Origin of the sequence: Streptomyces sp. NPDC050508 (assembly GCF_040655155.1) — a bacterium.
In the GTDB taxonomy this organism is placed as follows: domain Bacteria; phylum Actinomycetota; class Actinomycetes; order Streptomycetales; family Streptomycetaceae; genus Streptomyces.
In genome coordinates this window covers 867015-891698 of the sequence record NZ_JBFAJJ010000001.1, presented here as the reverse complement: position 1 = coordinate 891698, position 24684 = coordinate 867015, and the positions used below count along the sequence as shown (strand labels likewise).

At 69.1% G+C, this 24684-nt stretch carries 22 protein-coding genes; 7 read left to right on the top strand and 15 right to left on the bottom strand.

Going from position 1 to position 24684, the window contains the following annotated elements:
- Positions 1-17 precede the first annotated feature (17 nt).
- On the bottom strand, positions 18-803 hold the full coding sequence (locus tag AB0I69_RS04040; protein WP_363093935.1) for an SDR family oxidoreductase: 786 nt from the start codon (positions 801-803) through the stop codon (positions 18-20).
- 99 nt (positions 804-902) lie between these two features.
- On the opposite strand from AB0I69_RS04040, the gene AB0I69_RS04035 reads away from it, so the two are divergent.
- Positions 903-1418 (top strand): helix-turn-helix domain-containing protein, encoded by a 516-nt coding sequence (locus AB0I69_RS04035; protein WP_317882597.1) that lies wholly within the window; start codon positions 903-905, stop codon positions 1416-1418.
- Between the two features lie 620 nt (positions 1419-2038).
- Here the strand turns inward: AB0I69_RS04035 and AB0I69_RS04030 are convergent.
- The 5 genes from AB0I69_RS04030 to AB0I69_RS04010 form a co-directional block, all read right to left on the bottom strand.
- The gene (locus AB0I69_RS04030; RefSeq protein ID WP_363093934.1) at positions 2039-4354 is read right to left on the bottom strand and encodes a glycoside hydrolase family 3 N-terminal domain-containing protein; all 2316 of its coding nucleotides are present in this window, start codon (positions 4352-4354) and stop codon (positions 2039-2041) included.
- 228 nt (positions 4355-4582) lie between these two features.
- Positions 4583-5401: a carbohydrate ABC transporter permease gene (locus AB0I69_RS04025; protein WP_363093933.1), complete on the bottom strand. Its 819-nt coding sequence runs from the start codon at positions 5399-5401 to the stop codon at positions 4583-4585.
- The gene (locus tag AB0I69_RS04020) at positions 5398-6261 is read right to left on the bottom strand and encodes a sugar ABC transporter permease (protein WP_363094165.1); all 864 of its coding nucleotides are present in this window, start codon (positions 6259-6261) and stop codon (positions 5398-5400) included. Before AB0I69_RS04020 ends, AB0I69_RS04025 begins: the two co-directional genes overlap by 4 nt.
- Positions 6262-6344: 83 nt before the next feature.
- Positions 6345-7628, bottom strand: coding sequence for an extracellular solute-binding protein (locus tag AB0I69_RS04015; protein WP_363093932.1), 1284 nt, complete (start codon positions 7626-7628; stop codon positions 6345-6347).
- Between the two features lie 269 nt (positions 7629-7897).
- On the bottom strand, positions 7898-8932 hold the full coding sequence (locus tag AB0I69_RS04010; protein WP_363093931.1) for a LacI family DNA-binding transcriptional regulator: 1035 nt from the start codon (positions 8930-8932) through the stop codon (positions 7898-7900).
- Positions 8933-9169: 237 nt separating this feature from the next.
- On the opposite strand from AB0I69_RS04010, the gene AB0I69_RS04005 reads away from it, so the two are divergent.
- Positions 9170-11437, top strand: a complete 2268-nt coding sequence (locus tag AB0I69_RS04005) for a glycoside hydrolase N-terminal domain-containing protein (protein WP_363093930.1) — start codon at positions 9170-9172, stop codon at positions 11435-11437.
- Between the two features lie 78 nt (positions 11438-11515).
- Here AB0I69_RS04005 and AB0I69_RS04000 read toward each other — a convergent pair whose 3' ends face one another.
- From AB0I69_RS04000 to AB0I69_RS03985, 4 genes are all read right to left on the bottom strand, one after another.
- The gene (locus AB0I69_RS04000; RefSeq protein ID WP_363093929.1) at positions 11516-12532 is read right to left on the bottom strand and encodes a LacI family DNA-binding transcriptional regulator; all 1017 of its coding nucleotides are present in this window, start codon (positions 12530-12532) and stop codon (positions 11516-11518) included.
- Positions 12533-12751: 219 nt separating this feature from the next.
- A complete protein-coding gene (locus AB0I69_RS03995; RefSeq protein ID WP_363093928.1) occupies positions 12752-13357 on the bottom strand; it encodes an ester cyclase in 606 nt (201 codons plus the stop codon).
- A 123-nt stretch (positions 13358-13480) separates the two neighbouring features.
- Entirely contained in the window at positions 13481-14659 is a 1179-nt protein-coding gene (locus tag AB0I69_RS03990) for a hypothetical protein (protein WP_363093927.1), read from the bottom strand.
- A 12-nt stretch (positions 14660-14671) separates the two neighbouring features.
- Entirely contained in the window at positions 14672-15301 is a 630-nt protein-coding gene (locus tag AB0I69_RS03985) for an NADPH-dependent F420 reductase (RefSeq protein ID WP_363093926.1), read from the bottom strand.
- A gap of 105 nt (positions 15302-15406) precedes the next feature.
- Between AB0I69_RS03985 and AB0I69_RS03980 the strand changes: the two genes are divergently transcribed.
- Together AB0I69_RS03980 and AB0I69_RS03975 are read left to right on the top strand one after the other, a co-directional pair.
- Positions 15407-15874: a MarR family transcriptional regulator gene (locus AB0I69_RS03980; protein ID WP_363093925.1), complete on the top strand. Its 468-nt coding sequence runs from the start codon at positions 15407-15409 to the stop codon at positions 15872-15874.
- Positions 15875-16202: 328 nt separating this feature from the next.
- Positions 16203-16766 (top strand): cysteine hydrolase, encoded by a 564-nt coding sequence (locus tag AB0I69_RS03975; RefSeq protein ID WP_363093924.1) that lies wholly within the window; start codon positions 16203-16205, stop codon positions 16764-16766.
- Between the two features lie 98 nt (positions 16767-16864).
- Here AB0I69_RS03975 and AB0I69_RS03970 read toward each other — a convergent pair whose 3' ends face one another.
- The 5 genes from AB0I69_RS03970 to AB0I69_RS03950 all read right to left on the bottom strand — a co-directional run bounded on the left by AB0I69_RS03970 (position 16865) and on the right by AB0I69_RS03950 (position 21397).
- Positions 16865-17233 carry a nuclear transport factor 2 family protein gene (locus AB0I69_RS03970; RefSeq protein ID WP_363093923.1) on the bottom strand — a complete coding sequence of 123 codons (369 nt, stop codon included), beginning with the start codon at positions 17231-17233 and terminating at the stop codon, positions 16865-16867.
- 190 nt (positions 17234-17423) lie between these two features.
- The gene (locus AB0I69_RS03965; RefSeq protein ID WP_363093921.1) at positions 17424-18422 is read right to left on the bottom strand and encodes an SDR family NAD(P)-dependent oxidoreductase; all 999 of its coding nucleotides are present in this window, start codon (positions 18420-18422) and stop codon (positions 17424-17426) included.
- Complete coding sequence (locus AB0I69_RS03960; protein ID WP_363093919.1) at positions 18419-19621, bottom strand: cytochrome P450; 1203 nt, start codon at positions 19619-19621, stop codon at positions 18419-18421. Before AB0I69_RS03960 ends, AB0I69_RS03965 begins: the two co-directional genes overlap by 4 nt.
- Before the next feature lie 25 nt (positions 19622-19646).
- A complete protein-coding gene (locus AB0I69_RS03955; RefSeq protein WP_363093918.1) occupies positions 19647-20861 on the bottom strand; it encodes a cytochrome P450 in 1215 nt (404 codons plus the stop codon).
- Positions 20861-21397 carry a PadR family transcriptional regulator gene (locus AB0I69_RS03950; RefSeq protein WP_363093917.1) on the bottom strand — a complete coding sequence of 179 codons (537 nt, stop codon included), beginning with the start codon at positions 21395-21397 and terminating at the stop codon, positions 20861-20863. The genes AB0I69_RS03955 and AB0I69_RS03950 overlap by 1 nt, the downstream gene beginning before the upstream one ends.
- 84 nt (positions 21398-21481) lie before the next feature.
- Between AB0I69_RS03950 and AB0I69_RS03945 the strand changes: the two genes are divergently transcribed.
- The 3 genes from AB0I69_RS03945 to AB0I69_RS03935 all read left to right on the top strand — a co-directional run bounded on the left by AB0I69_RS03945 (position 21482) and on the right by AB0I69_RS03935 (position 24493).
- Positions 21482-21679 carry a ferredoxin gene (locus AB0I69_RS03945; RefSeq protein ID WP_363094164.1) on the top strand — a complete coding sequence of 66 codons (198 nt, stop codon included), beginning with the start codon at positions 21482-21484 and terminating at the stop codon, positions 21677-21679.
- On the top strand, positions 21676-22893 hold the full coding sequence (locus AB0I69_RS03940; protein WP_363093916.1) for an FAD-dependent oxidoreductase: 1218 nt from the start codon (positions 21676-21678) through the stop codon (positions 22891-22893). The genes AB0I69_RS03945 and AB0I69_RS03940 overlap by 4 nt, the downstream gene beginning before the upstream one ends.
- A 112-nt stretch (positions 22894-23005) precedes the next feature.
- Positions 23006-24493, top strand: coding sequence for an MFS transporter (locus AB0I69_RS03935; protein WP_363093915.1), 1488 nt, complete (start codon positions 23006-23008; stop codon positions 24491-24493).
- The last annotated feature ends 191 nt before the right edge of the window (positions 24494-24684 follow it).

Here is a 24684-nt window from a genome sequence, read left to right as displayed (position 1 = left end):
CTTGGGTGATGGCGGGTTCAGACGGTGGGGGTGGTGCCGCCGTCGATGACGTGTTCGGCGCCGACGATGGCCGAGGCGCGGTCGGAGACGAGGAAGGCGACGAGTTCGGCCACTTCCTCGGGCCGGTTGGGACGGCCGAGCGGGATGCCGCCCAGGGAGTCCATGAGCCGGCCCAGCGCCGCTTCCTGGGTGATGTCCGCGTCGTGGGCGATCCGGGCGACAAGCTTGTCGGCGGCCGAGGTCTGCACAAAACCGGGCGAGACGGTGTTGATACGGACGCCGTGCGGGGCGACCTCGTTGGCCAGGCCCTTGCTGTAGGTGGTCAGGGCGGCCTTGGCGGCTGCGTAGGCCAGGGTTCCGTTCCACAGTGGCATGCGGCGCTGGATCGAGGTGACATGCACGATCACGCCCTTGCCCGTGGCGATCATGTGCGGCAGGAGTGCGCGGTCCAGGCGGACGGCGGCCAGCAGGTTGGTGTTCAGCTCCCTGGCCCAGTCGTCCTCGCCGAGCGCCGCGAACCCTCCGGCCGGCGCCTCGGACCCGCCGAGGGTATTGACCAGGATGTCGACGCCTCCCACGCGGGCGTCCACCTCGGCGGCGACGTGGGCTGCGCCCTGGGCCGTGGACAGGTCAGCGGTGATGAACGTCTTCTCTTCGACGTCGTCGGGGAGGCTGCGGGCGGTGACCAGTACGGTTGCGCCGACCTGGGCAAGACGTCGGGCGATGGCGGCTCCGGTGCCCTTGGTACCGCCGGTGACCAGAGCACGTCGGCCTTCGAGGGATTCACTGAGGGGTGTGGTCACGGTGTGCTCCGTTCCCGGGTGCGGACGCGGAAGGCGCCACCCCCGTCATTACTGCTAAAATAGAAGCTACTAACTTCGACTTTAGCAGTAACTGAGGGGATGGTCGCCGTGGCAAGCCGGATCAGGCTGGAGGACCGGGAGTGCCCACTGTCCACGACGGTGGAACACGTGGGCGAGTGGTGGACGCTGCTGATCCTCCACGACGCTTTCGACGGCTACACGCGCTTCGACCAGTTCCAGGAGAGTCTGGGTATCTCCTCCAGCATGCTCACCACCCGGCTGAAGACCCTCGTCGCCGACGGACTGCTGGAGCGCCGGCCCTACCAGACCAACCCCGTACGCCACGAGTACGTCCTCACCGAACTCGGGCGCTCCCTGCGACCGGTGGTCGTCGCCCTGGCCGCGTGGGGCAACTCCCGCCTCACACCGGCCGAGCGCAGCATGATCCTCATCGACGCCCACAGCGGCGAGGAAGTCGAGCCCGTCGTCGTCGACGCCAAGACCGGCCGCCGACTCGACGACAGCGACCACTACGTCTTCACCGCAGGTCCTGCGGCCAGCGACGCCATGCGCCACCGATACGCGACACGACCGACCACCCCCGCGGAGGCGTAAGACTGCCCCGAACGAGCACCGAACAGCCTTGAGCAGGGCCGGGACGCACCCCCGCACCTGACCGACCAGGCAAACCGGATCGCCGTCAGCATCACGCATGCGAGTCATCCCCAGCCGTTGATAACCAGATCAGGTGAGGCGAGGGGCAACGCTGGTCATTTTCCAAGAATCGCCACCATGGGCTGCGCCCCGGAGCGTGCAGGACCCCCGGGCGGCCACCCAAGACGCCATTCTGCGCGTAGGGCTGCGAAAGTGCGGGCCGAGAAGATCCTTCTGGAACAGCACGATCAATCGTCCTGCTCCCCCGCTGGCGGAAAAGGGCCGCTGTCTACTCCTGACCCGACATCACGAGAGCCCGACCAGCCTGCGTGCCGGTCGGGCTCTCGTGATGATGAAGCTACTGGTGGAACTCGCCTGCCTTGAGGCTGGAGATGAAGGCTTGACAGGTTCTCCAGCCACACCACTCCGCTGTCGTCGGGCACGGCGAAGGACAGCACGAGGAACGGGCCACTCAGTCGGGCATGGGCGCCGACCGAGTACGGCAGGAGCTGAAGATGGCACGCAAAGGAGGCTCCCCGCACCTGACACGGGGAGCCTCCTGGCCTGCGGAGTACCTGAGGTCAGGCCGGGAGCACCCTGACGGGCGTGGTCATGGTGCGGGTGCTGTCGACAATGCGCTCGTCTCCTTGCAGGGTCACCTGGACGGGAATTCCGCGGTCGCCCGCCGACCGGGCGACGGTGAGCGTGAGGTCGCCGGGTTCGACGCGTCGGCGAAGGTCTGTCCCGGTGAAGCCGGCCATGTCGGTGTGGACCTCGAACTCGACGACACGGGTCTCACCGGCGGCGAGGTCGACGCGGGTGAACGCGATGAGCTGGCGGACCGGACGGGTGACCGAGGCGACCGGGTCGGTGAGGTAGAGCTGGGGGACGCAAGTGCCCGCGCGTTCACCGGTGTTGGCGACCCTGGCCCGCAACGTGATCGTCGCGTCGACGGACACCACGGCTTCGTCGACGGACGCGCTCTCGATCTCGAAGGTCGTGTACGACAGACCGTGCCCGAACGGGAACGCGGGTGTGGGGTCGATGTTGCTCACGCCGTCGCTCTTGAGGGCGAGCGGAGGCGCCAGGTAGGTGCCCGGCTGGCCCGCCTCGTCGCCCGGGATCTGGACCGGAAGGCGACCGGAGGGGTTGATCCGGCCCGAGAGGACACCGGCGATCGCCGCCGCCCCTTCCTCGCCGGGGAAGAACGCCTGGACGGTGGCGCCCGCCCGCCGGGCGTGCCGGCCGATGGCGTACGGACGGCCCGAGAGGACGACGAGGACGACTTGGTTCGCGGCGTCGAGGACGGCCTCCACCAGCTCGTCCTGGACTCCGGGGAGTGTCAGCACGCTGACGTCGCAACCCTCGCCGGAGGAACCTTGTCCAAACATCCCGGAGCGGTCACCGACTACGAGGACCGTCACGTCGGCCGCGGCAGCGGCAGCCACCGCGGCGGCGATACCACTGCGGTCGTCCCCGATGACCTGGCAACCGGCCTCGTGGCGGACCTCGGCGTCGGGGAACTCGCTCCGGAAGGCGTCGAGCACCGTGGGCGCCTCGACGCCCAGAGGGGTGTCGGGGTGGTGGGGCAGGACGTGGTTGGGGAACGAGTAGCAGCCGAACAGGCACCGGACGTCGTCGGCCGCGGGACCGATGACGGCGACGGAGCGCGCCCCGGCGAGCGGCAGCAGGTCCGAGGAGTTGTCGAGCAGGACGACGGACTCCTCGGCCAACTCGCGGGCGACGGAGCGGTTTCGGGCCGAGTCGAAGTCCGCGGGAGCGGTGTACTGCCCGGGCTTCCAGTCGGGATCGAGCAGGCCGAGTTCCGCCTTCTGGGTCAGGACCCGCAGCACGGCGCGGTCGACGAGCTCCGCCGATATGCCGTCGTCCAGGAGCGGCTCGCCGTACGCGGTGGTGTGGGGCAGTTCGACGTCGATCCCGGCCCGGAGCGCGGCGCGTGCCGCGCCCGGGATGTCGGCCGCCACGTGGTGCAGGGAGGCGAGGAACGCGATCGCCCAGTAGTCGGACACCACCGTGCCCTCGAAGCCCCAGCTCTCGCGCAGCAGCCGGGTCAGGAGTTCCTCGCTGGCGCCACAGGGCACGCCGTCTATGTCGTTGTAGGCGTTCATGACCGATCCGACCCGGCCCTTCACCACGGCCTTCTCGAACGGCACGAGGATCAGGTCGGCGAGTTCGCGGGGACCGACGGCGGCGGGGGCGTGGTTGCGGGCGGCCCTCGACGCGGAGTAGCCGGCGAAGTGCTTCAGCGTGGCGACGACGCCGGCCGACTGCAGCCCCTGCACGTAGGACAGGCCGAGTTCCGAAACCAGGTAGGGGTCCTCGCCGAGGGTCTCCTCCACCCGGCCCCAGCGGTAGTCGCGTACGACGTCCACGACGGGTGACAGCCCCTGGTGGATGCCGACGGCCGCCATGTCCGAGCCGATGGCCGCCGCCATACGGTGGACGAGAGCGGGGTTGAAGGTGGCCGCCCAGGCGAGCGGTGTGGGGTAGACCGTGGCCTGCCAGGTGGTCAACCCGGTGAGGCACTCCTCGTGGGCGATGGCCGGGATACCGAAACGGTTCGCCGCCGTCACCCGCTCCTGGAACTCCGCGAGGCGCTTGCGGCCCGCCTCCGGGTCGACCGGCGCCGTACCGAACACCCGGGTCAGATGACCGAGACCGTCGACGATCGCTTCTTCGAAGCTCTCGGCGCCGCGGAAGGTGTCCTGCATCGGGGCCACGTCGCCGGACTCGTCGTGGCCGGGCCAGGTGCTGCCGAGCTGTGCGACCTTCTCGGCCCTGGTCATGGTGTCGAGGAGGGCCCGCGCGCGAACGGACGCCGGCAGGGCGGGATCGTTCCACAGCCCGGTCGTCGGGCGTTCGTCGCTGATCGTCAAGGTCTCATCCGTTCTGTTGCGGGGGTGCGCGAGAGCGCGCGAGTGGTCCAAGAGGTCGTCGAGGAGGCACCGCCGACCGGTAAGGGAGTGGGCCCGGACGCCGGTCCGGCGGTCATGGGGAGGCAGACACGCCGGACCGCGTCGCACGGGGAAGTCGGCGCCTTTCGGCGTCCGGGCCCCGAACGGGGTGGCGTCCCGGTTCGGGGAATCCGGCGGGACGCGGCACCGTTACTTGCCGCCGGCTCCCATCAGACCCGCGACGAGGGCGCGGCGGGCGAAGAGGTAGACGACGAGGATGGGAACCGCGGACATCAGCACCGCGGCCAGCAGGGCCGGCACGTTCGATCCGTACTCGGAGACGAAGTTGTACAGGCCCAGCGTCACCAGCTTGTTGTCGTTCGACTGGGTCATGATCAGCGGGAAGAGGAAGCCGTTCCACGCCTGCAGGGCCGTGAAGACGCACGTGGTCGCGATGGCCGACTTCGACATCGGGACGACCAGCGTCAGCAGGGTCCGCGCCGGACTTGCGCCGTCCAGTGCCATGGCCTCGTACAGCTCGTTGGAGATGTCCCGCATCCCGCCGCTGAGGACCAGCACGCTCACCGGCAGCGCGAACGCGGCGGTGGGCAGGATGATGCCCCACAGGGTGTCGTAGAAGCCGAGATCGTTGATGATCAGGAAGAGCGGGATGATCACCGCCTGCGAGGGAATCGCCAGGCCCAGAAGGAACAGGCGGAACACACCCTTGGTCATCCAGCCCCGGCCGCGCACCACGGCGTAGCTGATCGGGACCGCGAGCGCCAGCACGATGGCGACCGTGGCCACGGCGACGACCAGGGTGTTCCAGATGTACTGCAGGAAGCCGCTGTCCAGGACCGTGCGGAAGTTGTCCAGGGTCACGGTGTCGGGGATCGAGACGGGACCCTTGTCGGTGTACGTCGTCTGGGGCTGTACCGCCGTGCTCACCAGCGCGTACAGCGGAACGCCGATGATCAGCAGCCAGACGAGGGCGGCGGCGCCGGCGAGGTAGTTCGGGCGCGTCCTCACAGCCCCTCCATCGTGCTCGTCATTTTGTCGTATCCACTGAGCTTCGTGAGGATGACGGAGGCGGCGGTGGCGAGCAGCAGCAGGAAGCTGGCGATGGCGCTCGCGTAGCCGTAGTCGTATGTCCGGAAGGCCGTCTGGTACATGGAGAACGGCAGGATCGCCGTGTCGGTGCCGGGGCCGCCGTTGGTCAGCAGCAGGACGATGTCGAAGGCCGTGAGACCGCCGACGACCATGAAGATGGTCGAAGTGATCATCGTGTTGCGCAGCTGTGGCAGCGTGATGTGGACGAACTGCCGGACCCGACCCGCGCCGTCGATCGCCGCCGCCTGGTAGAGCGTGTGCGGGATGGCCCGGGCGGCGCCCTGGTAGAGCAGGCTGTGGAAGGGGACGAACTGCCAGGTGGTCACGAGGACCAGGCAGGCGATCGCGCCCTGCTGGGTGCCCATCGGATTGGCACCGAACAGCCACTCGACCTTGGACGGCAGACCGAAGTTCGGGTCCAGCAGCTGGCGCCACATGACGGCCGTCGCCGCTGTGGACAGCAGCAGCGGCAGGAAGAACAGCGCCGACAGGATCGCCCGGTTGCGCTGGGGACCGGCCGCCCAGACGCCCAGCAGGATGCTGACCGGCGCCTGTACCACGATGTTCCCGATCAGCAGGGCCCCTGTGACCAGGGTGGACTGCCAGACCTGGCTGTCACCGAAGAACCGCGACCAGTTCTCCGTGCCGGTGAACTGCGGTGCGTTCAGGCCGTCCCAGTGCGTGAAGGAGAGGTAGAGCACGCCCACCATCGGCGCGACGGCGAAGACGAGGAAGAACAGCAGCCCGGGAACCGCCCAGGCCACGCCGGGCCGCTCCAGGGTGGGCGGAGCGGCCCGGTCACGAACCCGTTGCTGGTGCACGGGCCGCGAAGTCGTTGCGGAGACCACGTGGACGCGCCTTCCTACTTCTTGATCGCCAGAACCGCGCTGACGAACTGCTCCGGCGAACTCTGGCCGTTGAACAGCTTCTGGATCTCGGTCAGCAGCGGCGTGCCGAGGGTGAGGCCGAGCGCCTGGTCCCAGGACTGGGTGAAGGAGGGTGCCTTCTGCACCAGGTCGTACTGGAACTTGGCGTACGCCGGGTCGGCTGCCTTGGTGAGGTACTGCGCGGCGTTTGACGTGATCGGCACCTCGCCCTTGGCGACCAGTCCCTGCACGTAGCTGTCGCTGTAGGTGGTCTTCAGGAACTCCGTCGCGGTCTCCTTGGCGGCGGAGGTGGTCACCGAGAGGTAGTTCGTGGGGTTGCCGACCACGTTGCCGGCATCGCCCTTGCCTCCCTCCACGGAGGGGAAGGCCACGTATCCCAGGCCGTTCTTCGCGAAGTCGGGGGCCTCACTCTGTTGCTGGGCGTACTCCCACGAGCCCATCAGCACCATGGCCGCCTTGCCCTTGTTGAGCAGGGTGGTGGTGCCGCCGGGGCCGTAGTTGACCGATCCGAACTTCTTGCCGAACGCGCCGCTGTCCACCAGCTCCTTGATCATCTGCGCGGTCTTGAGGACGGCGGGGTCCTTCCACTGCGACCAGTCGCCGCCCTGGATCTTGTCGAACAGCGTCGGCCCCGCGAGGCGGTCGACGAGGTACTCGACCCACATCAGCTCGGTCCACGAGGAGCTGGCGTTGCCGGCCAGCGCGAAGGGCGTGATCCCCTTGCCCTTGAATACCTTGACCAGGTTCTGCAGCTTGGCGTAGGTCGTCGGCGGCTGAACGCCCGCGTCGGCGAAGAGCTTCTTGTTGTAGAAGAGGAACACCGGCTGGGTGCCCCGGCAGGGGATGGCGACCAGCTTGCCGCCGACCTTGCCCGCGGCGAGGGCGGACGGCAGGAAGTGCGACTCCAGGGCCGTGTCCAGCGTGACCAGCTTCCCGGCCGTGACGTAGTCGTTCAGGCTGCCGCCGCCCCAGCTGAAGAACACCCCGGGCATCCTGGCCGAGCCCATCGCGGTCCGCAGCTTGTCCTTGTACCCGTCGGTGGCGATCACGGTCATGCTGACCTTGCCCTTGCCGACGGAGTTGAAGGTGTCCACCGCCGTCTTCTGGACCGAGTTGGTCGGGTCCTGCAGCGTCCAGAAGTCGACGTTGCCCGTGGGCGAGGACGTGGAGCTGCCGGACGAACCACAGCCGGCCACGGTGACGCTCAGCGTGGTCGCCGCCGTAGCGCTGAGGAACCATCTCCGGGACACACTGTTCATCGTTGAACACCTTTCGAGTCGGCAGGATCCCCTTCGCGGGTGCACTGCACCCGGCAGGCCGTCCCGGGCCTGCCCGCACTGAGGGATCTGGGTCGATGGCCATGACCGTCAGGCGCTGTTGCGCAAGTGTTGCGGTTCCGTTGCTCCTGCGGTTGAGCTGGCGTCGGTCACGTTAAGCGGCGGAATTCGGCCGCGGCAATATCGGAGCGAAATCACTTCCGAAAGACTTTCGCAGTCCGAGGGCTTGCGAAACCGGCTCGGGTTCGTCCCTATTTCCCGGTTTCGGGCGGCGCCGTGGACATGCGCACGATCAGTTCCGTCGCGAGCTCCCTGCGCGTCGTCGCGGGAAGCCGGCCCTCGGCGAGGTTCAGCAGGACACGCGTGGCCTCCTGGCCCAGCTCCCTGAACGGCTGCCTCACCGCACTCAGCGGCGGCGAGGCCATGGCGGCCACGAGGGTGTCGTCGAACGACATCACCGACAGCCGGCGCGGTACAGCGATACCCAGTTGCCGGGCGGCCTCCATCGCGCCGAGCGCCTGGACGTCACTGGCGGCGAACAGAGCCGTCGGTCTCTCGTCCCGCTCCAGCACACTGCGGGCGGCGCGCAGTGCCTCGCCGTAGTCGAAGTCCGTCGAGCGCACGAGCGTGGCGTCGTAAGGGATCCCTGCCTCCGCCAGGGCGGCCCGGTAGCCGTGCAGGCGCGCGGACCCGGCCAGGGAGTGCGACCGGCCGGCCAGCATGCCGATGCGGCGGTGCCCGAGGTCGATCAGGTGCTGGACAGCGGTCGTCGCGCCGTGCCAGTTCGCCACCCCGACACTGGGGATGTCCGCGGACGGCGCGTTCAGGGGATCGACGAGCACTACCGGAATCCGCTGCTCCAGGATCCGGCGCTCGTCCCGCTCGACGAGAGTGGAGATGACGATCACGACCCCGAGGGCGTCCAGCTTCTGAGACTCCTCCAACCACTGTGCGATGGAGCGCCGGCTCGTCGTGCCGACGGTCGTGTGGACCCCGATTTCGGCCGCCGACTCCACGATGCCGCGGACAACTTCGAGGGTGTACGGTCCCGCCAGGTCCCGGAACACCGCGAGGATCTGCCGTCGCCGACGGGCTTCGGCCTCCCACGTACGGACAAACCCACGTTCGGCCAGCAGCGCCTCGATGCGGGCGCGTGTCGCCGCGGACACGTCACGCCGCCTGTGGACGACCTTGGACACGGTCGCCGGCGAGACGCCGACCTCGTCGGCTATCGAGGCGAGAAGCCCGTACTGGGCGTTCCGGCGGGAGCTGGTTGGGCCCGTCACTGCGGTGTGGACCTCCCGTACCCCGTCCGTTGGCCTGTTCTGATCGCACGCTGAGTGAACGTACACGCCGGTTCGATCACGGCAGGCCGGGAAAGAGTGCCGAAAGCCGCGTACACCTGCGGAAACGTGGGAACTCAAGGGCTGCGAAAGTCTTTCGCGACCCGATCGGCCGCCTCTTGTAGGCTCCCCCGCAGCCTGTTCGAGCCGCGCAGGCACGTTACTTCCGGGAGGCCGGGAATGCCGGTGCACAGCATCCACGACACGCAACCCGCCGACCGCTGGGAGGACGCTTTCCTCTCCGGCAACGGCGAGTACGGAATCATGGTGTTCGGGCATCCTCACCGGGAGCGGATCGTCCACAACCACCACCGTTACGTGCTGCCCAACGAGTCCCTCGGGATGCGGCCGCCGGCCGTCGCCGACCGTCTTGAACTGGTTCGCGACCTGGCCCTCGCCGGGGAACGGGAGCGAGCACAGCGCGAGTTCTCCGACGGCAGGGGGATGACCTGGACACAGTCCTTCCACCCGGGGCACATGCTCCATGTGGACACGACCGCCGGGGACGGCCCTGTCGAGCACTACCGCCGGGTCACCGACTTCGCCACGGGCGAGGTGCGGGTCACCTGGTCCGACGGGGAACGGGAGTGGGTCCGGCGTGCGTTCGTGTCGCGCACCGACGCCGTCGCGGTCGTCGAGATCACCGGTCCGCGGCTCGACCTGGCCCTACGACTGTCCGGAGACCTGTCGGGCCGCCCCGCCGAGGTCACTTTCACGACGTCCGCCGAGGTCAGCGGGGACAGCGAGGCGTCACTCGCCGTCGTGGGCGAGTATCCGCCCGGTCCCGGCGCGGCCGGATTCACCGGCGTGACCCGGGTCGTCGTCACGGGCGGCCGAGTCGCGGCGGAAGGAGACACGGTCAATGTCGAAGGAGCGACGCGCGTCGTTCTGCTGACCCGGATGGACCGGTCGACGCCCCTCCCCCGCATCGACGCGCTCCGCGCGGCCCTGGCTGAACTGCCCGCCGAATACGACGAGTTGCTCTCCCGGCATGCGCCCGTCCACGGCGAACTCTACGGCCGCGCCGAACTCGACCTGGGTGTGCCCGACAGCGACCGCGGCCTCCCCGTGGGCGAGTTGATCGCCCGTGCCGACACCAAGACGCTGGACGGCGCGCTGATCGAGGCGCTGTTCCACTCCGGCCGCTACCTGCTGCTCAGCTCCAGCGGGGTACTGCCGCCCCGGCTGACCGGCCTGTGGCTGGGCGAATGGGGTGCCGCCTGGTCCGGCGACTACACCACCGACGCCAACATCAACCTCCAGATGGCCGGGGCGGTCCTCACCGGCATGCCCGAACTCATCGCGCCGTACGCCGACTTGATCGACGGTCAGATCGACGACTGGCGCACCAACGCCCGCACGATCTACGGCACCCGCGGGATCCTGGCTCCCAGCCGGACGGACGGCGAACACGGGCTGCTCTTCCACCTGGACGACGACTGGCCCTGGACCATGTGGCTGGCGGGCGCGGACTGGCTGCTGTTCCCGCTGTACGAGTACTGGCAGGCGACCGGCGACGACGGCTTCCTCGCCCGCACCCTCGCCCCCTGGCTCGTCGAGGCCGCCACCTTCTTCGAGGACTTCCTCACCCGCGAGGACGACGAAGGACACGTCGTCCTGGTCCCCTCCTACTCCCCCGAGGTCGGCCCTCGCGACGGGCGTGGCATGTCCGGGGTGAACGCCACCATGGACCTGGCCGCGGCCCGGCACGCCCTCACCACCGCCGCCGACGTCTGCACCCGCCTCGGCATCGAGCAGGCCGCGGTCGGCCGCTGGCGCGCGCTGGCGGGGCGGCTGCCGCCCTACCGCGTCGACGGGCAGGGAGCGCTCGCCGAGTGGGCGTGGCCGGGACTGGAGACCGCCGACGACCACCGGCACATCAGCCACCTCTACCCGGTGTGGCCGCTGCACGACATCACCCCGGACGACACCCCCGACCTGGCCGCCGCCGCCCGCGAAGCCCTGCTGCGACGGGGTGACGAGAACCTCTCCGCGCACGGCAGCCTGCACCGCGCCCTGGTCGCCGCACGCCTGAAGGACAGCGGGACGGCGAAGGAGAACGTCCTCAAGATCGTGGGCCACAACATGGTCTTCCGGTCGCTGATGACCTCGCACAACCCCGACCTGGAGATCTACAACGCGGACGCCGCCCACTGTCTGCCGGCCGTGGTCGTGGAGATGCTGCTCGACTCCCGGCCCGGGATCGTGGAGCTCCTGCCGGCCCGGCCCCCGGAGTGGCGGTCCGGCAGCCTGCGCGGTCTCGCCACGCGCGCCGGGGTCGGCGTCGACGAGCTGACGTGGGATGTGTCCGAGGGCCTCGCGAAGGTGGTTCTCACCTCGCCACTTGAGCGGGACATCGTCCTCGTGTGCCGTGCCGGCTCGGACCGGCGGCAGACCGTACACCTGCTGCCGAACGTCCCCACCACGGTGACCGTCCCGCTCGCCTGAGGTCTCAGGGGCGGGCAGACGTGGGACGCCCGCCCTCGGGGCAACCGCACCGGTGCAACGCGTGCGCCCTGCGGTCACTCACTGTGTGTCGACTCGACTGCGCACCGACGTCGAGGTGCGCAGCACGAGTTCCGTCGCCAGCTCGATCCGGGACGACGCGGGCGGGCGGCCCTCCGCGAGTTGCACGAGCACCCTGGTGGCCTCGGCGCCCAGTTCCTCGAACGGCTGGCGCACCGCGCTCAGCGGCGGACAGGCCATGGCCGCCACGAGGGTGTCGTCGAAGGACATGACCGCGAGGTCCTCGGGAACGCTGAGCCCGTGCTGACGGGCCGCTTCCAGGACGCCGAGCGCCTGCGCGTCGCTTGCCGCGAAGACGGCGGTGGGTGGATTGCCTGAGCGCAGGATCTGCAGGCTGGCGAGCAGCCCTTCTTCGAAGTCGAAGTCGGTCGAGCGCACGATCGCCGGGTCGTACGCGATCGCCGCCTCCTCCAGGGCGGCCCGGTAGCCATGCAGCCGCGCCGCCCCGGCCAGCGAGTGCGAACGGCCCGCGACCATGCCGATCCGGGTGTGCCCGAGGCCCAGCAGGTGTTGCACCGCTTCCCTGGCCCCGCTCCAGTTCGTCACCCCGATGCTCGGAATGTCGTGGGTCGGTGCGCTCAGTGGGTCGATCAGCACCACGGGAAGCCGCCGCTCGACGATCCGGCGCTGGTCTTCCTCGGCCAGCATGGAGATCACGATGATCAGGCCCGCCGCGTCGAGAGCCACGCACTCCTCAAGCCACTGGGAGATCGAACGGTGACCGGTCGTCCCGGTCACCACGTCCAGGCCCAGTTCGTCCGCCGCGTCCACGATCCCGCGGACGACTTCCAGCGTGTACGGCCCCGACAGGTCACGGAACACCGCGATGATCTGACGCGACGCCGCGGGATCGGGTTCTCCCGGGCGGACGTACCCGTGGCGTGCCAGCAGGTCCTCGACCCGGGCTCGCGTCGCCGCTCCGACATCGGCACGCCGGTGCACGACCTTCGACACGGTGCTGAGCGACACTCCCGCCTCGCCGGCGATGCTCGTCAGCAAACCGTACTGCGCATCCACGCGCGCGCCGCCCCGAACTGTCACTCGTACGCCTCGCCTTTGAGCTGCCACTCGACACTCCGCCGCAAGCCAACAGGACGAAAGACCCGGTGACAAGGCTGCTGCATCGGATGACGACCGGCGCGCCGGCCGAGCTCCGACGTTGCCCGCTCAGATGCTGGCCGTGGTCATGATCTGCTCCCTTGCCGTGGTTGCCCGCGCCGACTCACGCTCACCGGCTCAGCCGAGGCCGATCTGCCCGTAGAAGGTTTGGTTGTCCCAGAACAGGAACTCCTCGTCCATGGTGCCCCGGCGGTTCCAGATGCCGACCGTGGCCATGTTGATGGCGTACTTCTTGCCGGTCGGCTGGATGAAGCCGCCGTTCCCGTCCGACATGGGGCGGGTGAAGGTGCCCTGCATCACGCCGGTGACCGCGGTCAGTTCGCCTTTCGCCACCCGGAGCGGGTGGGACAGGATCCGCGTGTCGGGAGCCCACACGAAGAGGGCCGCGAGGTCCTTGACGTGCTGTTCGATGCCGTCGGTGTAGTGCCCGTCGGGCCAGTGCACGCGCACGTTCTTCGCGTGACTCTCGCCCAGGCGCGCCCAGTCGGCGTGAGTGAAGATCTCGAAGTCCAGTTCGTCGAAGGTCTCCAGGTGCCTGCGCTCGGTGCGGGTCAGGTTCTGCGGGTAGGGAGGGTTCGGCACCGGCGTGGTGGCCGGGTCCGGGAGCAGGCCCGGGTATTGCTGGGCCGCCTCGGCCAGACTGTCTCCGCTCGTGACGGCGGTGATGGCGAGTGCGCCGAACGCGGCGGCGGCTCCACCTCTGAGCAGGGAACGACGCTCCATGGTGCGTACTCGATTCTCGTGAAGGCGCTCAGCGAGCGCTGCTGATGAATCCGTGGCTTGGAAACCCAGGCCGTACGGGCCCGGTCGAAAAGTGGCTGCGCACGGGAAGCCGCGCCGATCGGGCTACGCGACGCCCGGGGTGAACAGACCGGCGGCCCAGGCATGACTGGTGATCACGATCGCTGTGACGATGTCGAGTTCATGCTCGTCACGAGGTCCGTAGAGCAGGACCATGCCCGGAGCAAGCCTGATGCCGGCGAGGGGATGGGCCACAGCCCAGCCGTGCCGGATGGCGTCGGCGGCCAGACCGACCGGCAACGCCACGTGGAGCGAGCCGTCCTGTCCGGGGTGCAGGTGAGCGAACTCCCTGGCCCTTGGCACGAGGAATGCCTGCTCAGGACCGGTAGTGGAGGCCTGCGTGAGCATGAAGCCTCGCGCACCCGGCACGGAGATCACCGACTGGCCGGTGTCGACGCCGACGAGCGCGCTCAGCCGGGTGAACAACTTCTCCTGCAGCTCAGGTGGTGAGTTGTCGGTCAGCTGCTGCTGGGGAATCGTCACGCTGACGCGCGGACGCGGTCCGGCGCGGTCGGGAAGATCCTCGGAGAGAGTCGCCCAGCGCGCCGCCTTCCTGCCGGGAAATCCATGACGGGCAATGTGGTCGGCCCGCTCCGCGAGCCAGCCGGCGAGGCCGGCCAGCGCACCGGGGGCTATGGCGTGCCCCACGGGATCCCGCCGGGCGACCGTCGGGGCCCCGGACTCCTCGGTCAGGTATTGCCAGGTGCGGTCGAGGAGTTCCCGCGGTATGACCTGGTCGTGCTCGCCCTGGGCGACGAACACCGGCACCCCGGCCAGTCGCGCGGTCACCGTGGGCACGCCTGCGTCGAAGGGCAGGGTGCCGTAGAGGATCGCGGCTCCGGCGAAGCGTTCGGGGTTGTCCAGCACGAGGCCGCCCGCGAACGCGGCGCCGCCGCTGAAGCCGACGAGCAGAACGGGGCGACCGGGTGGGGCGATCTTGTCGAGCCAGGCGTTGAACCAGTGCATGGCCGCCCGCAGGGACTCCGGGACCGGGCGGCCGATACCGCGGTTGGCGAACCAGGCGAACCCGGGCCCCTCTGCGAGGGGTGCGCGTACGGCGGCGTACGAGAGCTCCGGTGGCAGCGCGTCGGCGAGCGCCATGATCTCGGTCTCGTACGAGCCGCGGCCGTGCAGCAGGACGACGAGCGGAGCCACCGCGTCGCCTCGGGTCACCGCGACCGGCGCCCCGAACGGGGAGTTCGCCATGTCGTCGTCGATGGACATGATGGGTTCCCCTCAGCCTGTCGGGCCGAGGAGTGCCCACCCGGACTGCCATGCCCAGCCCTGGGTCGCGTTGAGGGAGATGTTCAGAAAGGCCATCTCCTCCAGGGCGCGGGCCATGCGCAGCCCACCCGCGTCGATCGGCTCGAAGCCGAGCGAGTACGCGAACTCCGCGACGTTCTTCTTCGCGTCGGCATCGTCGCCTGCGTAGAAGAGGTGCAACGGGATGCCCTGCTCGACGGGGTTGCCGAGGCGTCCGGCGAAGACGGTGTTGAAGGCCTTGACCACGGGTGTGTTCGGCAGGTGCCGCTGGAGGGTCTGCGCGGCTGTGGTCTCCTCGATGTCGAGGTCGGTAAAGGTCGCGTTCAGTGGGTTGGTGGCGTCCACGACGACCTTCCCGCTTACCGCCGGCGCCAGTTCGTCCGCGACGGAGGTCACCGCACTGCCGGGTACGGCCAGCACCACGAGGTCGGCGCCGGTCACGGCGTCCACGTTGTTCGCCGCGGGACGCGCTCCCGTTTCGACCGCTGCCGCGGCGGCCTTCTCCGGGCTGGTCGCCGACACGGACACGGTATGTCCGGCGGCGACTGCGGCCTTGCTGAGAGCGGAGCCCACGTTGCCCGCTCCGATGATCGCGACATGCATGACAGCCTCCAGTTCCTTGACTAGTCAGATATTGACACAGTAACTATCGATGCCTGATGGCGCAATATCTGACTCAGCAACCTTTTAGCGGGTAGGATTGTCAACATGCCTTCCGCGACCCCCATTGACGACCCTCTGATCACCACGTTCGGCCGCCTGGCCGAGGCGTACAGCCGGCTGGAGCAGTGGCTCGGGTCCGCCATGGAGTCCGAGGCCGGGCTGCCACACGTCTGGTTCGAGGTGCTCATCCGGCTGGCCCGCTCGGAGGGGGAACAGCTGACCATGAGCTCCCTGGCCGACCAGATCGCCCTCACCACCAGCGGCGTGACTCGACTGGTGGACCGCATGCAGGTGGCGGGATACGTCGAGCGGCGCCCGTGCCCCACGGACCGGCGCGTCTCCTACGCGGGCATCACCGCCACCGGGCGCGACATGCTCGACCGAGCGGCCGTCGTACACGCCCGCAACCTGCGAAAAGTGTTCGACGGCTTCACCCCGCAGGACCTGGACGCGCTGGACACCGCACTGGACCACGTCCGGGAGGCGGCGTCCGGGCTGCCCCGGCGGCCATGACGTGCGCGGGCGGCCGCCGGGACAAGATGAACCCTGCGCCGGCACCGAGGGCTTCCTGAACCGCCTTGGTCACCAGGTCAGAAGACGACCACCGGCTTGACCGTGACACCGGACGCGGAGTCCGCGAAAGCGGTGGCTCGTGGCGGCGCATCACGATGAACACCTCACCGGCATTGGCTTCGTATCACCGAGTTTGGACAGCGCTTGGTGATCGCAGGGCAGGAAAATGTCGACGCTGATGAGGATCTCCGAATCCCCCACCGCGGTTCGGTTGAGCCACCAGACTTGCTCTTGTTTCCCCTTTCCCAACAGAGAAGGGACGGCAAGCGTGGCGAACAGCGCACTTCTGGTGATGGACGTCCAACGGGACATCGTGGCCATCGCCGACGACGGTTCCGGATACCTGCCGCGCTTGCGCAGAGCGATCGACGGTGCCCGGGCCGCCGGCATCCCCGTGATCTACGTGGTGATCGGGTTACGGCCGGGCGATCCGGAAGTCAGCCCGCGCAACAGGGTGATGACAAACGCCGTGCGGTCAGGCCTGTTCACCGAGGGCGCCCCTGGCACCGCGATTCATGACGCCGTTGCGCCTCAGCAGGACGACGTGGTGGTCACCAAGAGGCGGGGGAGCGCGTTCTCGGGCAGCGACCTCGACCTGGTGCTCAGGGCTCGCGATATCGACAGCCTGGTTCTCACCGGCATCGCCACCAGCGCGGTAGTGCTGTCCACTCTGTGGAGCGCCATCGACCTGGACTTCGGCCTCACGGTCCTGGCGGATGGCTGCCTCGACACCGACCCCGAGGTGCACCGGTTCCTCACCGAGAAGCTGTTCCCGCAGTGGGCAGATGTCGTCGCCGTCGAGGACTGGCTCAAAGCCATCGCACCGCAATAGCGGGAGGCCGTCCGGACCCTCGCGTGCGGGGCACGCCAGCGTCACCTCCGGCCAGCAGAGCCCCCTGCATCTACGGCCTGAAGCATGGGTCCGTCACGTCACAGGGCGTTCGACGCCAGCTCATAACGCACCGTCTGGGCCCTGATGAGGCCGTCCCGGATGACAAAGGTGTCGACGCCGTGGGTCGCGCTGCTCTTCGCCGATGCCGCAGCCCATTCCAGGAAGAGGACCTCGCCGCCGAAGAGGGTGGTCTTCATCTCCCAGTCGGCCTTCGGGAGATCGGCGAACAGCCGGGTGAAGCTCTCCCGGACACCCTCCTTGCCGTACAGAACGCCCTTCGGAGTGATGACCACCGCATCTTCCGCGAAGTTGGCGACAAGCTTGTCCAGATCCTCGGCGACCAACGCCGCACCATGACTGGCGTAGACCTCTTCGGGGGTACGGATCTGCATCTCTCGGTCTTCCATCGGAACCACTTCCGTTTGAGATCTGTCCGCGAGCTGACGGGTCGCAGACACTTTCCTCCCTCACGTTACATCGAATCGCTATAAGCATCGAATCGATGTGAAGTTGCGCGGACGCGGAGACGAAGCGGGGGCGGTCGTACACAGGGCGCACTCCTGCCGTCTTGCCGGATCTCCGCCGCCAACTCTGCGACTACTGCGGGGATCTGGGGCCGGTCCGGCTACTCACCGTCCGGAACAACCGGCCGGTCTCCTCGCCCGGATCCCTCGGGACGGTGTATCGCGTCTCGTCGCGGATCTCGTCGAAGTGGTCCCGTACGTCCTCCATCGACAGGGCCGGGTTGAAGTAGCCGTCCGTTCTGCCGACGAAGAACCGCGCGACATGACCGGCACCCACCGTGTACATCTCTCCGGAGACGGGGCAGTCCTCGTGTGCCAGGTAGGCGACGGCCGGCGCGACGAGCGCCGGATCGAGCTTGTCGACGAAGGACTTCATGCGTTCCACGGTCATCGCCTGCTCGACACGTTCGGGCTCTCCTTCGGGGGCTTTCCCCCGCGCTCCGGTTCGTGTCATGGACTGGGTGAGCATGCGGGTGAGCGCGATCGGGGCCACGGCGTTGACCTTGATGCCGTATGCGGAGCCCTCGGCGGCCAGGACGCGGGTGAGGCCGATCAGGCCCGTCTTGGCGGCGCCGTAGTTGCTCTTGTTCGCGGTGCCCAGGAGTCCGGCAGCCGAGGTGGTGTTGACCACGCGGCCGTAGCCCCGCTCCCGCATGACGTTCCAGGCCGGGCGGGTGACGTAGAACGCGCCCTTGAGGTGGACATCGAGGACGGGATCGAGCAGTTCGGCCGTCATGTCGTGGAACGGTGCGTCCCGCAGGATGCCCGCGTTGTTGACGACGATGTCCACGGTGCCGTAGGCGTCCAGGGCGGAGTGGACGACGGCATGACCTCCCTCGGGTGTCGCCACGCTGTGCGTGTCCGCCACCGCCTCGCCTCCCAGGTCACGTATCTGCCGGGCCACGTTCTCGGCAGGGCCTTGGTCCGTCCCTTCGCCCGCCGTCGACCCGCCGGTGTCGTTGACCACGACACGTGCTCCGCGCGACGCCAGCAGCAGGGCGTACTCCCTGCCCAGTCCCCCGCCCGCGCCGGTGACGACCGCGACCCTGCCGTCGAATCCGAGGTCGGTCATGCGTGGTCCCAGGTGACCGGCATCCGCTCCGGACCGCGCGTGGACACGCCCGACTTCCACACGACGTCGTCCGCGGAGTCCGCGAACCGCAGACTCGGCAGCCGGGTCAGCAGGGTGTGGAGGGTGACCTGGAGTTCCATCCGGGCAAGGGGAGCGCCGAGGCAGTGGTGGGCTCCGTGGCCGAACCCGATGTGGGGGGCCTCCTTGCGGGTCAGATCGAGTTCTTCAGGATCGGTGTAGACGGTCTCGTCCCGGTTGGCCGAGGACCTGTCGACCACCACGGGCTCGCCCGCGCGCACGGTCACGCCGCCCAACTCGACGTCCTCCAGGGCGTAGCGCGGCTGCGAGCTGCCCGCTCCGGCGGGGATGTAGCGCAGCAGTTCCTCGACCGCCCTGGGCACCAGGTCGAGGTCGGCGCGCAGGGCCGCGAGCTGGTCGGGGTTGGTGAGCAGCAGGTAGACGAAGTTGGGGATCTGTGTGGCGGTGGTCTCGTGGCCGGCCACGAGGATCGTCTCCGCCATCGTCAGCAGTTCCTCCTCGGAGAGGCGGTCCTCGGCGTCGCGGGCGGCGACGAGGGCGGACAGCAGGTCGTCCTGCGGTTCCTGGCGCCGCTCGGCGGTGAGGGCGGCGACGTACTCCCGCAGCTGTGCGCGGGAGTCGGCCACCTGCTCCCGGGTGAACTTGCTGGTGGACAGGTAGGCGTCCGCCCATCGACGGAAGTCGCCGCGGTCCTCGAAGGGCACGCCGAGCAGTTCGCACATCACGGCGATCGGCAACGGCAGTCCGAAGTCGCGCACGAGATCCGTGGGCGGCCCCTCGGTCAGCATCGTGTCGACGAGTCCGTCGGCGATCTGCTGTACGCGCGGCCGGAGTTGGTCGATGCGCCGCATGGTGAACGCCTTCGCCACCAGTCGGCGCAGTCGGCTGTGCTCGGGCGGGTCGAGGCTGATCATCGCTCCGGCGCCCGCCGGATAGGGGCGGGAGCGGGGCTGGTCCCGGCCGACAGCGGCGGCCCGGCTGAAGCGCGGGTCGCCGAGGACGACCTTGACGTCCTCGTAGCGGGTGGCCAGCCAGGCCGGTTCGCCGTACGGCAACTGGACGCGGCACAAAGGCTGTTCGCGTCGCAACGCGGCGTACAGCGGGTCGAAGTCGAGCTTCTCGGTGGCGAACGGATAGGCCCGGGGTTCTGTGACGGTCATGGGTGCCTCTCGGTACGGTCGCGGTTCACCAGGTGACGGGCAGTTCGTGCACACCGTAGATGCTCATGTCGCCGCGGAACCTCAACTCCTCGAAGGGAACCGCCAGTTGCAGGTCCGGGAGCCTGCGCAGCAGGGTGGGCAGCGCGATCTCCAGTTCCGCGCGGGCCAGGATCTGGCCGATGCACTGGTGGGTGCCGTGGCCGAAGGCGACGTGTCCGCGGACATCGCGGCCGATGTCGAACTCGTCGGGTTCGGGGAGGAATTCGGGGTCCCTGTTGCCTGCGGGCAGGTTCATCACCATGCCCTCGCCGGCCTTGATCAGCTGTCCGCCGATGGTGACGTCCTCGACGGCGATGCGGGCGACCAGGCTGTGCACGATCGTCAGGTGGCGCAGCAGCTCCTCCACCGCGCCGGCGACCACCTTCGGGTCGTCGGTGTCCCGGATCCGCGCGAGGTCGTCGGGATGACGGAGCAGGAACAACGTGCCCAGGGCGATCATGTTGGCCGTGGTCTCATGGCCGGCGTTGAGCAGGATGTGGCCGTTCATCGCCACGGTGTCGCGGTCGATGTCGCCGGCGGCGACGTGCTCACGCAGCAGGCGGCTGATCAGGTCGTCTCCCGGCTCCGTCTCCTTGCGCGCCACCAGTTCCCGCAGGTAGCCGAACAGGGCCCTGCTCGCGGCGGTCCGCTCCTCCTGCGGGCGGTGCAGGCTCATCATGACCGCCGTGTGCTCCTGGAAGAGCTCGTGGTCCGCGTACGGCACTCCGAGCAGCAGGGAGATCACGAGGGATGGCACGGGAAGCGCGAAGTCGCGCATGATGTCCGCCGGTTGGCCCTTGCCGACCATCCGGTCGAGGAAGTCGTCCACCATCTCCTGGATGTGCGGACGCATGGCCTGGACCTTCTTGACGGTGAAGTCCTTGGTCAGCATGCGGCGCAGCCGGGCGTGTTCCGGGTCGTCCATCCGCGGGAAGATCGACGGCGCGCCCGCACCGCGCTCCTCCCCCTGGAGCCGGCCGACGACATCCGCGCTGATACGGGGATCGGTCATGGCGGCCTTGATGTCCTCGATCCGGTTCACCACCCAGACCGTGTGGCCGTTCCACACCGCCCTTCGCAACCCCTCCGCCTCGCGCCACTTCGCGTAGTCGGCCGGGGGGTCGAAAGGACAGCGGGCGGAACGCTCACCGGGAAAGACGGGAAGACCAGCCGTTTCGTTCGCGTCGGTCACCGTGCTCATCAAGGCTCCTGGGTCGGTTCGGACGGGTTCTCACCGCTCTGGATCTCCGCCCTCATCCCGGCCAGCCAACCGCGCTCCGCGTCGATCCGGGCGATCCCGTGGTCGAGCGCCAGGCGGCTCCAGCGCTCCACCCGCACGGATGCCAGCGCGGCGACACGGTCGCGGTTGCGGACCAGCACCCAGTCGCGGGCCTCCAGTACGCGGAGTTGTTCCTCGGGACTCAGCCAGGCGAAGTTCACCAGCCGAGCGTGGAACTCGCGCGACTGGTCCGTACCCCCCTCGGGGAGCTCGGCCAGCATGTCGTGCAGGACTTCCCGCCCGACGTCGGTGATCGAGTAGACGTGCCGCGGCGGTTTCGCCTCCTGTTTCTCCGCACTGCGCAGCACCGCCCCGCCGTCGACGAACTGACGCAGCCGTGGGTAGAGGGAGTTGTTCGACAAGGAGTGCCCCGTCGCCGCCTCCACCTCCCTGCGCAACTCGTATCCGTGACGCGGCCCGCGGGCCAGCTCGGCCAAAAGGAGGATGTCGATCCACATAGCGGTTACCGTAACCTAGGTCTCTGTAACCTAGCAATCAACACTCGCCCGACTCCGCCGAGAACGAGGACGAAAACCATGCATGTGGAAGTGGAACTCGACGAACCCAAGTGCGTCGCCGCCGGTCAGTGTGTCGTGGCCGCTCCGGAGGTGTTCGACCAGCGGGACGAGGACGGGGTCGCCGTCCTGCTCGACGACCGGCCCGGCCCGGATCTCCTCGACGGAGTGAAAGAAGCCGCGTCGCTCTGTCCCGCGGCGGCGATCCGCCTGGTGGAGCGGTGAGGCGGATCGTGGTCGTCGGCGCCTCGGCCGCGGGCCTCGCGGCGACCGAGACGCTGCGCCGGGAGGGCTACGACGGGACGCTCACCCTCGTCGGCGACGAACCCCACCTGCCCTACGACCGTCCGCCCCTGTCCAAGCAGTTCCTCACCGGGCAGTGGGACACCGGACAGCTGGCCCTGCGCACCGGAGCCGACCTGGACGCTCTCGATCTCGATCTGCGTCTGGGTGTCGCCGCGACCGGACTGGATCCGGCCACCCGGTCTGTGCGGCTGTCGGACGGCTCGACGATGTCCTACGACGGCCTCGTCATCGCCACCGGAGTACGTCCCCGCAGACTGCCCGGCAAGGACACGCAGGTACTGCGGTCGCTCGACGACGCGCTGGCGCTGAGAGACCGGCTGGGTCCCGGGCGCCGGCTCGTCGTGGTCGGCGCCGGGTTCCTCGGCGCGGAGGCAGCGGCCACCGCGGTGGGTCTCGGCGCCGACGTCACGCTGCTGGAACCCGCGCCGGTGCCCCTCGCGCACGTGGTGGGCACCGAGGTCGGTCGAGTCCTCTCCCAGGCCCATCTGGAACGGGGCGTGGAGTTGCGTACCGGAGTGACGGTGTCGGAGGCGACCGGCAACGAAGTGCTGCTGGCCGACGGCGAGGTGGTCGAGGGCGACGCGGTTCTGATCGCCGTCGGGTCTCGGCCCAACACCGAGTGGCTGGCCGGCAGCGGGCTCGCCCTGGAGGACGGTGTGGCGTGCGACGCGTACTGCGAGGCGGCCCCCGGGATCTACGCGGTCGGGGACGTGGCCCGCTGGTACAACCCGTTGTTCGCCACCCCGATGCGGATCGAGCACCGCACGAACGCCGCCGAACAGGGTATGGCCGCCGCCCGCAACCTGCTCGCCGCGCCGGAGGCGCGCAAGCCGTTCGCGCCGGTGCCGTACTTCTGGTCGGACCAGTACGACATGCGGATCCAGGCATACGGACATCTGCGCGGCCATGACGAAGTCGCCCTCGTGCAGGGCGACTTGACCGAGCGTCACTTCGTGGTGGCGTACCGGAAGGGCGACCGCCTGACCGGGGTCCTTGGCGTGGGCGTCACGCCGAAGGTGCTCCGAAGCTGGCGGCAGGCACTGGCCGCAGGCACCTCATGGCACGAAGCGGTGGCGAACGAGACCTGCGCACCGCCCACCGCGGAATGCACCGCGACCGTACCGACGCGATGAGTCACCGCAGCACCCCCGCCCCCTCTGCGTGGCCACCGGTTCCGGTCATGCACGACGTACAAGCGACATCGGCTCTTCCGCGCTCCTCCCCCACACTCCGGAGGCCTGACCCATGTCCTTTCCCTCGCCCCTGACATCCGAGGCCGAAGCCTCCGGCGGACGGAACGTGAACGTCCTGGTGGCGGTTCTCGCCTTCACCGGAATCGCAGTGGCACTGGTGCAGACGCTCATCATCCCGATCATCCCCCACCTTCCCGAGTACCTGCACGCCTCCGCCGCCGATGCCGCCTGGGCGCTCACCGCCACCCTGTTGTGCGGCGCCGTCGCCACCCCGGTGATGGGCCGCCTCGGCGACATGTACGGCAAGCGCCGCATGCTGCTCATCGGCGTCGCCGTGCTGGTGGCGGGCTCCCTGGTCTGCGCGTTCAGCGAGTCGCTGACCACGATGATCGTCGGCCGTGCCATGCAGGGCCTGGCGAACGGGGTCATCCCGCTCGGCGTCAGCATCCTGCGTGACGAGGTGCCGGCCGAGAAACTGCCCGTGTCCACCGCCGTGATGCTCGGTTCCCTCGGTGTCGGCGGCGCCCTGGGCCTGCCCGCATCCGCGATGATCGCCGACACGTTCGACTGGCACGTGCTGTTCTGGACGTCGGCCGCTCTCGGCGCGGTCGCTCTCCTGCTGGTTCTGCTGCTCGTGCCCGAGTCGAAAGCGCGCCCCGGCGGACGCGTCGACGTCCCGGGCGCCCTGGGCATGGGCATCGGCCTGGTCTGCCTGCTGCTCGGGGTCTCCAAGGGAGCCGACTGGGGCTGGGGCAGCGCCACCACACTCGGCGTCTTCGCCGTGGCCCTGATCGTCCTGCCGTCGTGGGGCTGGTTCGAACTGCGCACCCCGCAGCCCATGGTGGACCTGCGGACCAGCTCGCATCCCCAGGTCCTGTTCGCCCACCTCGCCGGGATCGCGTTCGGGTTCTCGCTGTTCGCGCTCAACCTGGTGCTGCCCCAGGTTCTCCAGCTGCCGAAGATCACGGGCTACGGGCTGGGCGAGTCACTGGCCACTGCGGGCCTGGCCATGGCCCCCCAGGGGCTGGTCATGATGGCTGTGGCCCCGTTCTCCGCCCGCGTCACCAGGACCCGGGGGCCGAAGACGACCCTGATGATCGGCGCCGTGGTCGTGGGAGTGGGCTACCTCCTCATCATGGTGCTGATGTCCGCCACCTGGACGCTGATCCTGGCCTCCTGCGTCGTCGCCATGGGAGTCGGCTTCGGCTACGCCGCACTGCCGACGCTCGTCATGGACTCCGTGCCCGCCTCCGAAACCGCCGCGGCCAACAGCCTCAACACCCTGATGCGGTCCATCGGCACCACCACGTCCAGTGCCGTGGCCGGTGTACTGCTCGCCCATATGACGATCGACTTCCACGGCGTGGAAGTACCGTCCGAGAACGGCCTGCGTGCCGTCCTGGCGATCGGCGTCGGTGCCGCCACCGTCGCTCTCGCCGTCGCCTCCTTCATCCCACGGCGCCGGCCCGAAGCCGCTCTCCCTCCGGCGAACGCCATTGCCGAGAAGGTCGGCCTGAGTCCGCTCCCCGACATCGACTGAACCATCGCGGTCCGATGGCGGCGGGGCCCGACGCCGGCATCGTACCGGGCACGGTCTCGGAGCGGGTCGGCATTCCGGTCCGGCCCGGACCGTCGCCGCCGAGGCGTCTCCAAGGCGGATCCTGACCGTCGTCGCCGAGCGGGCGCCACACCTTCCCCACCTCACGGACGCCGTGACGTGCGGCGCGAATC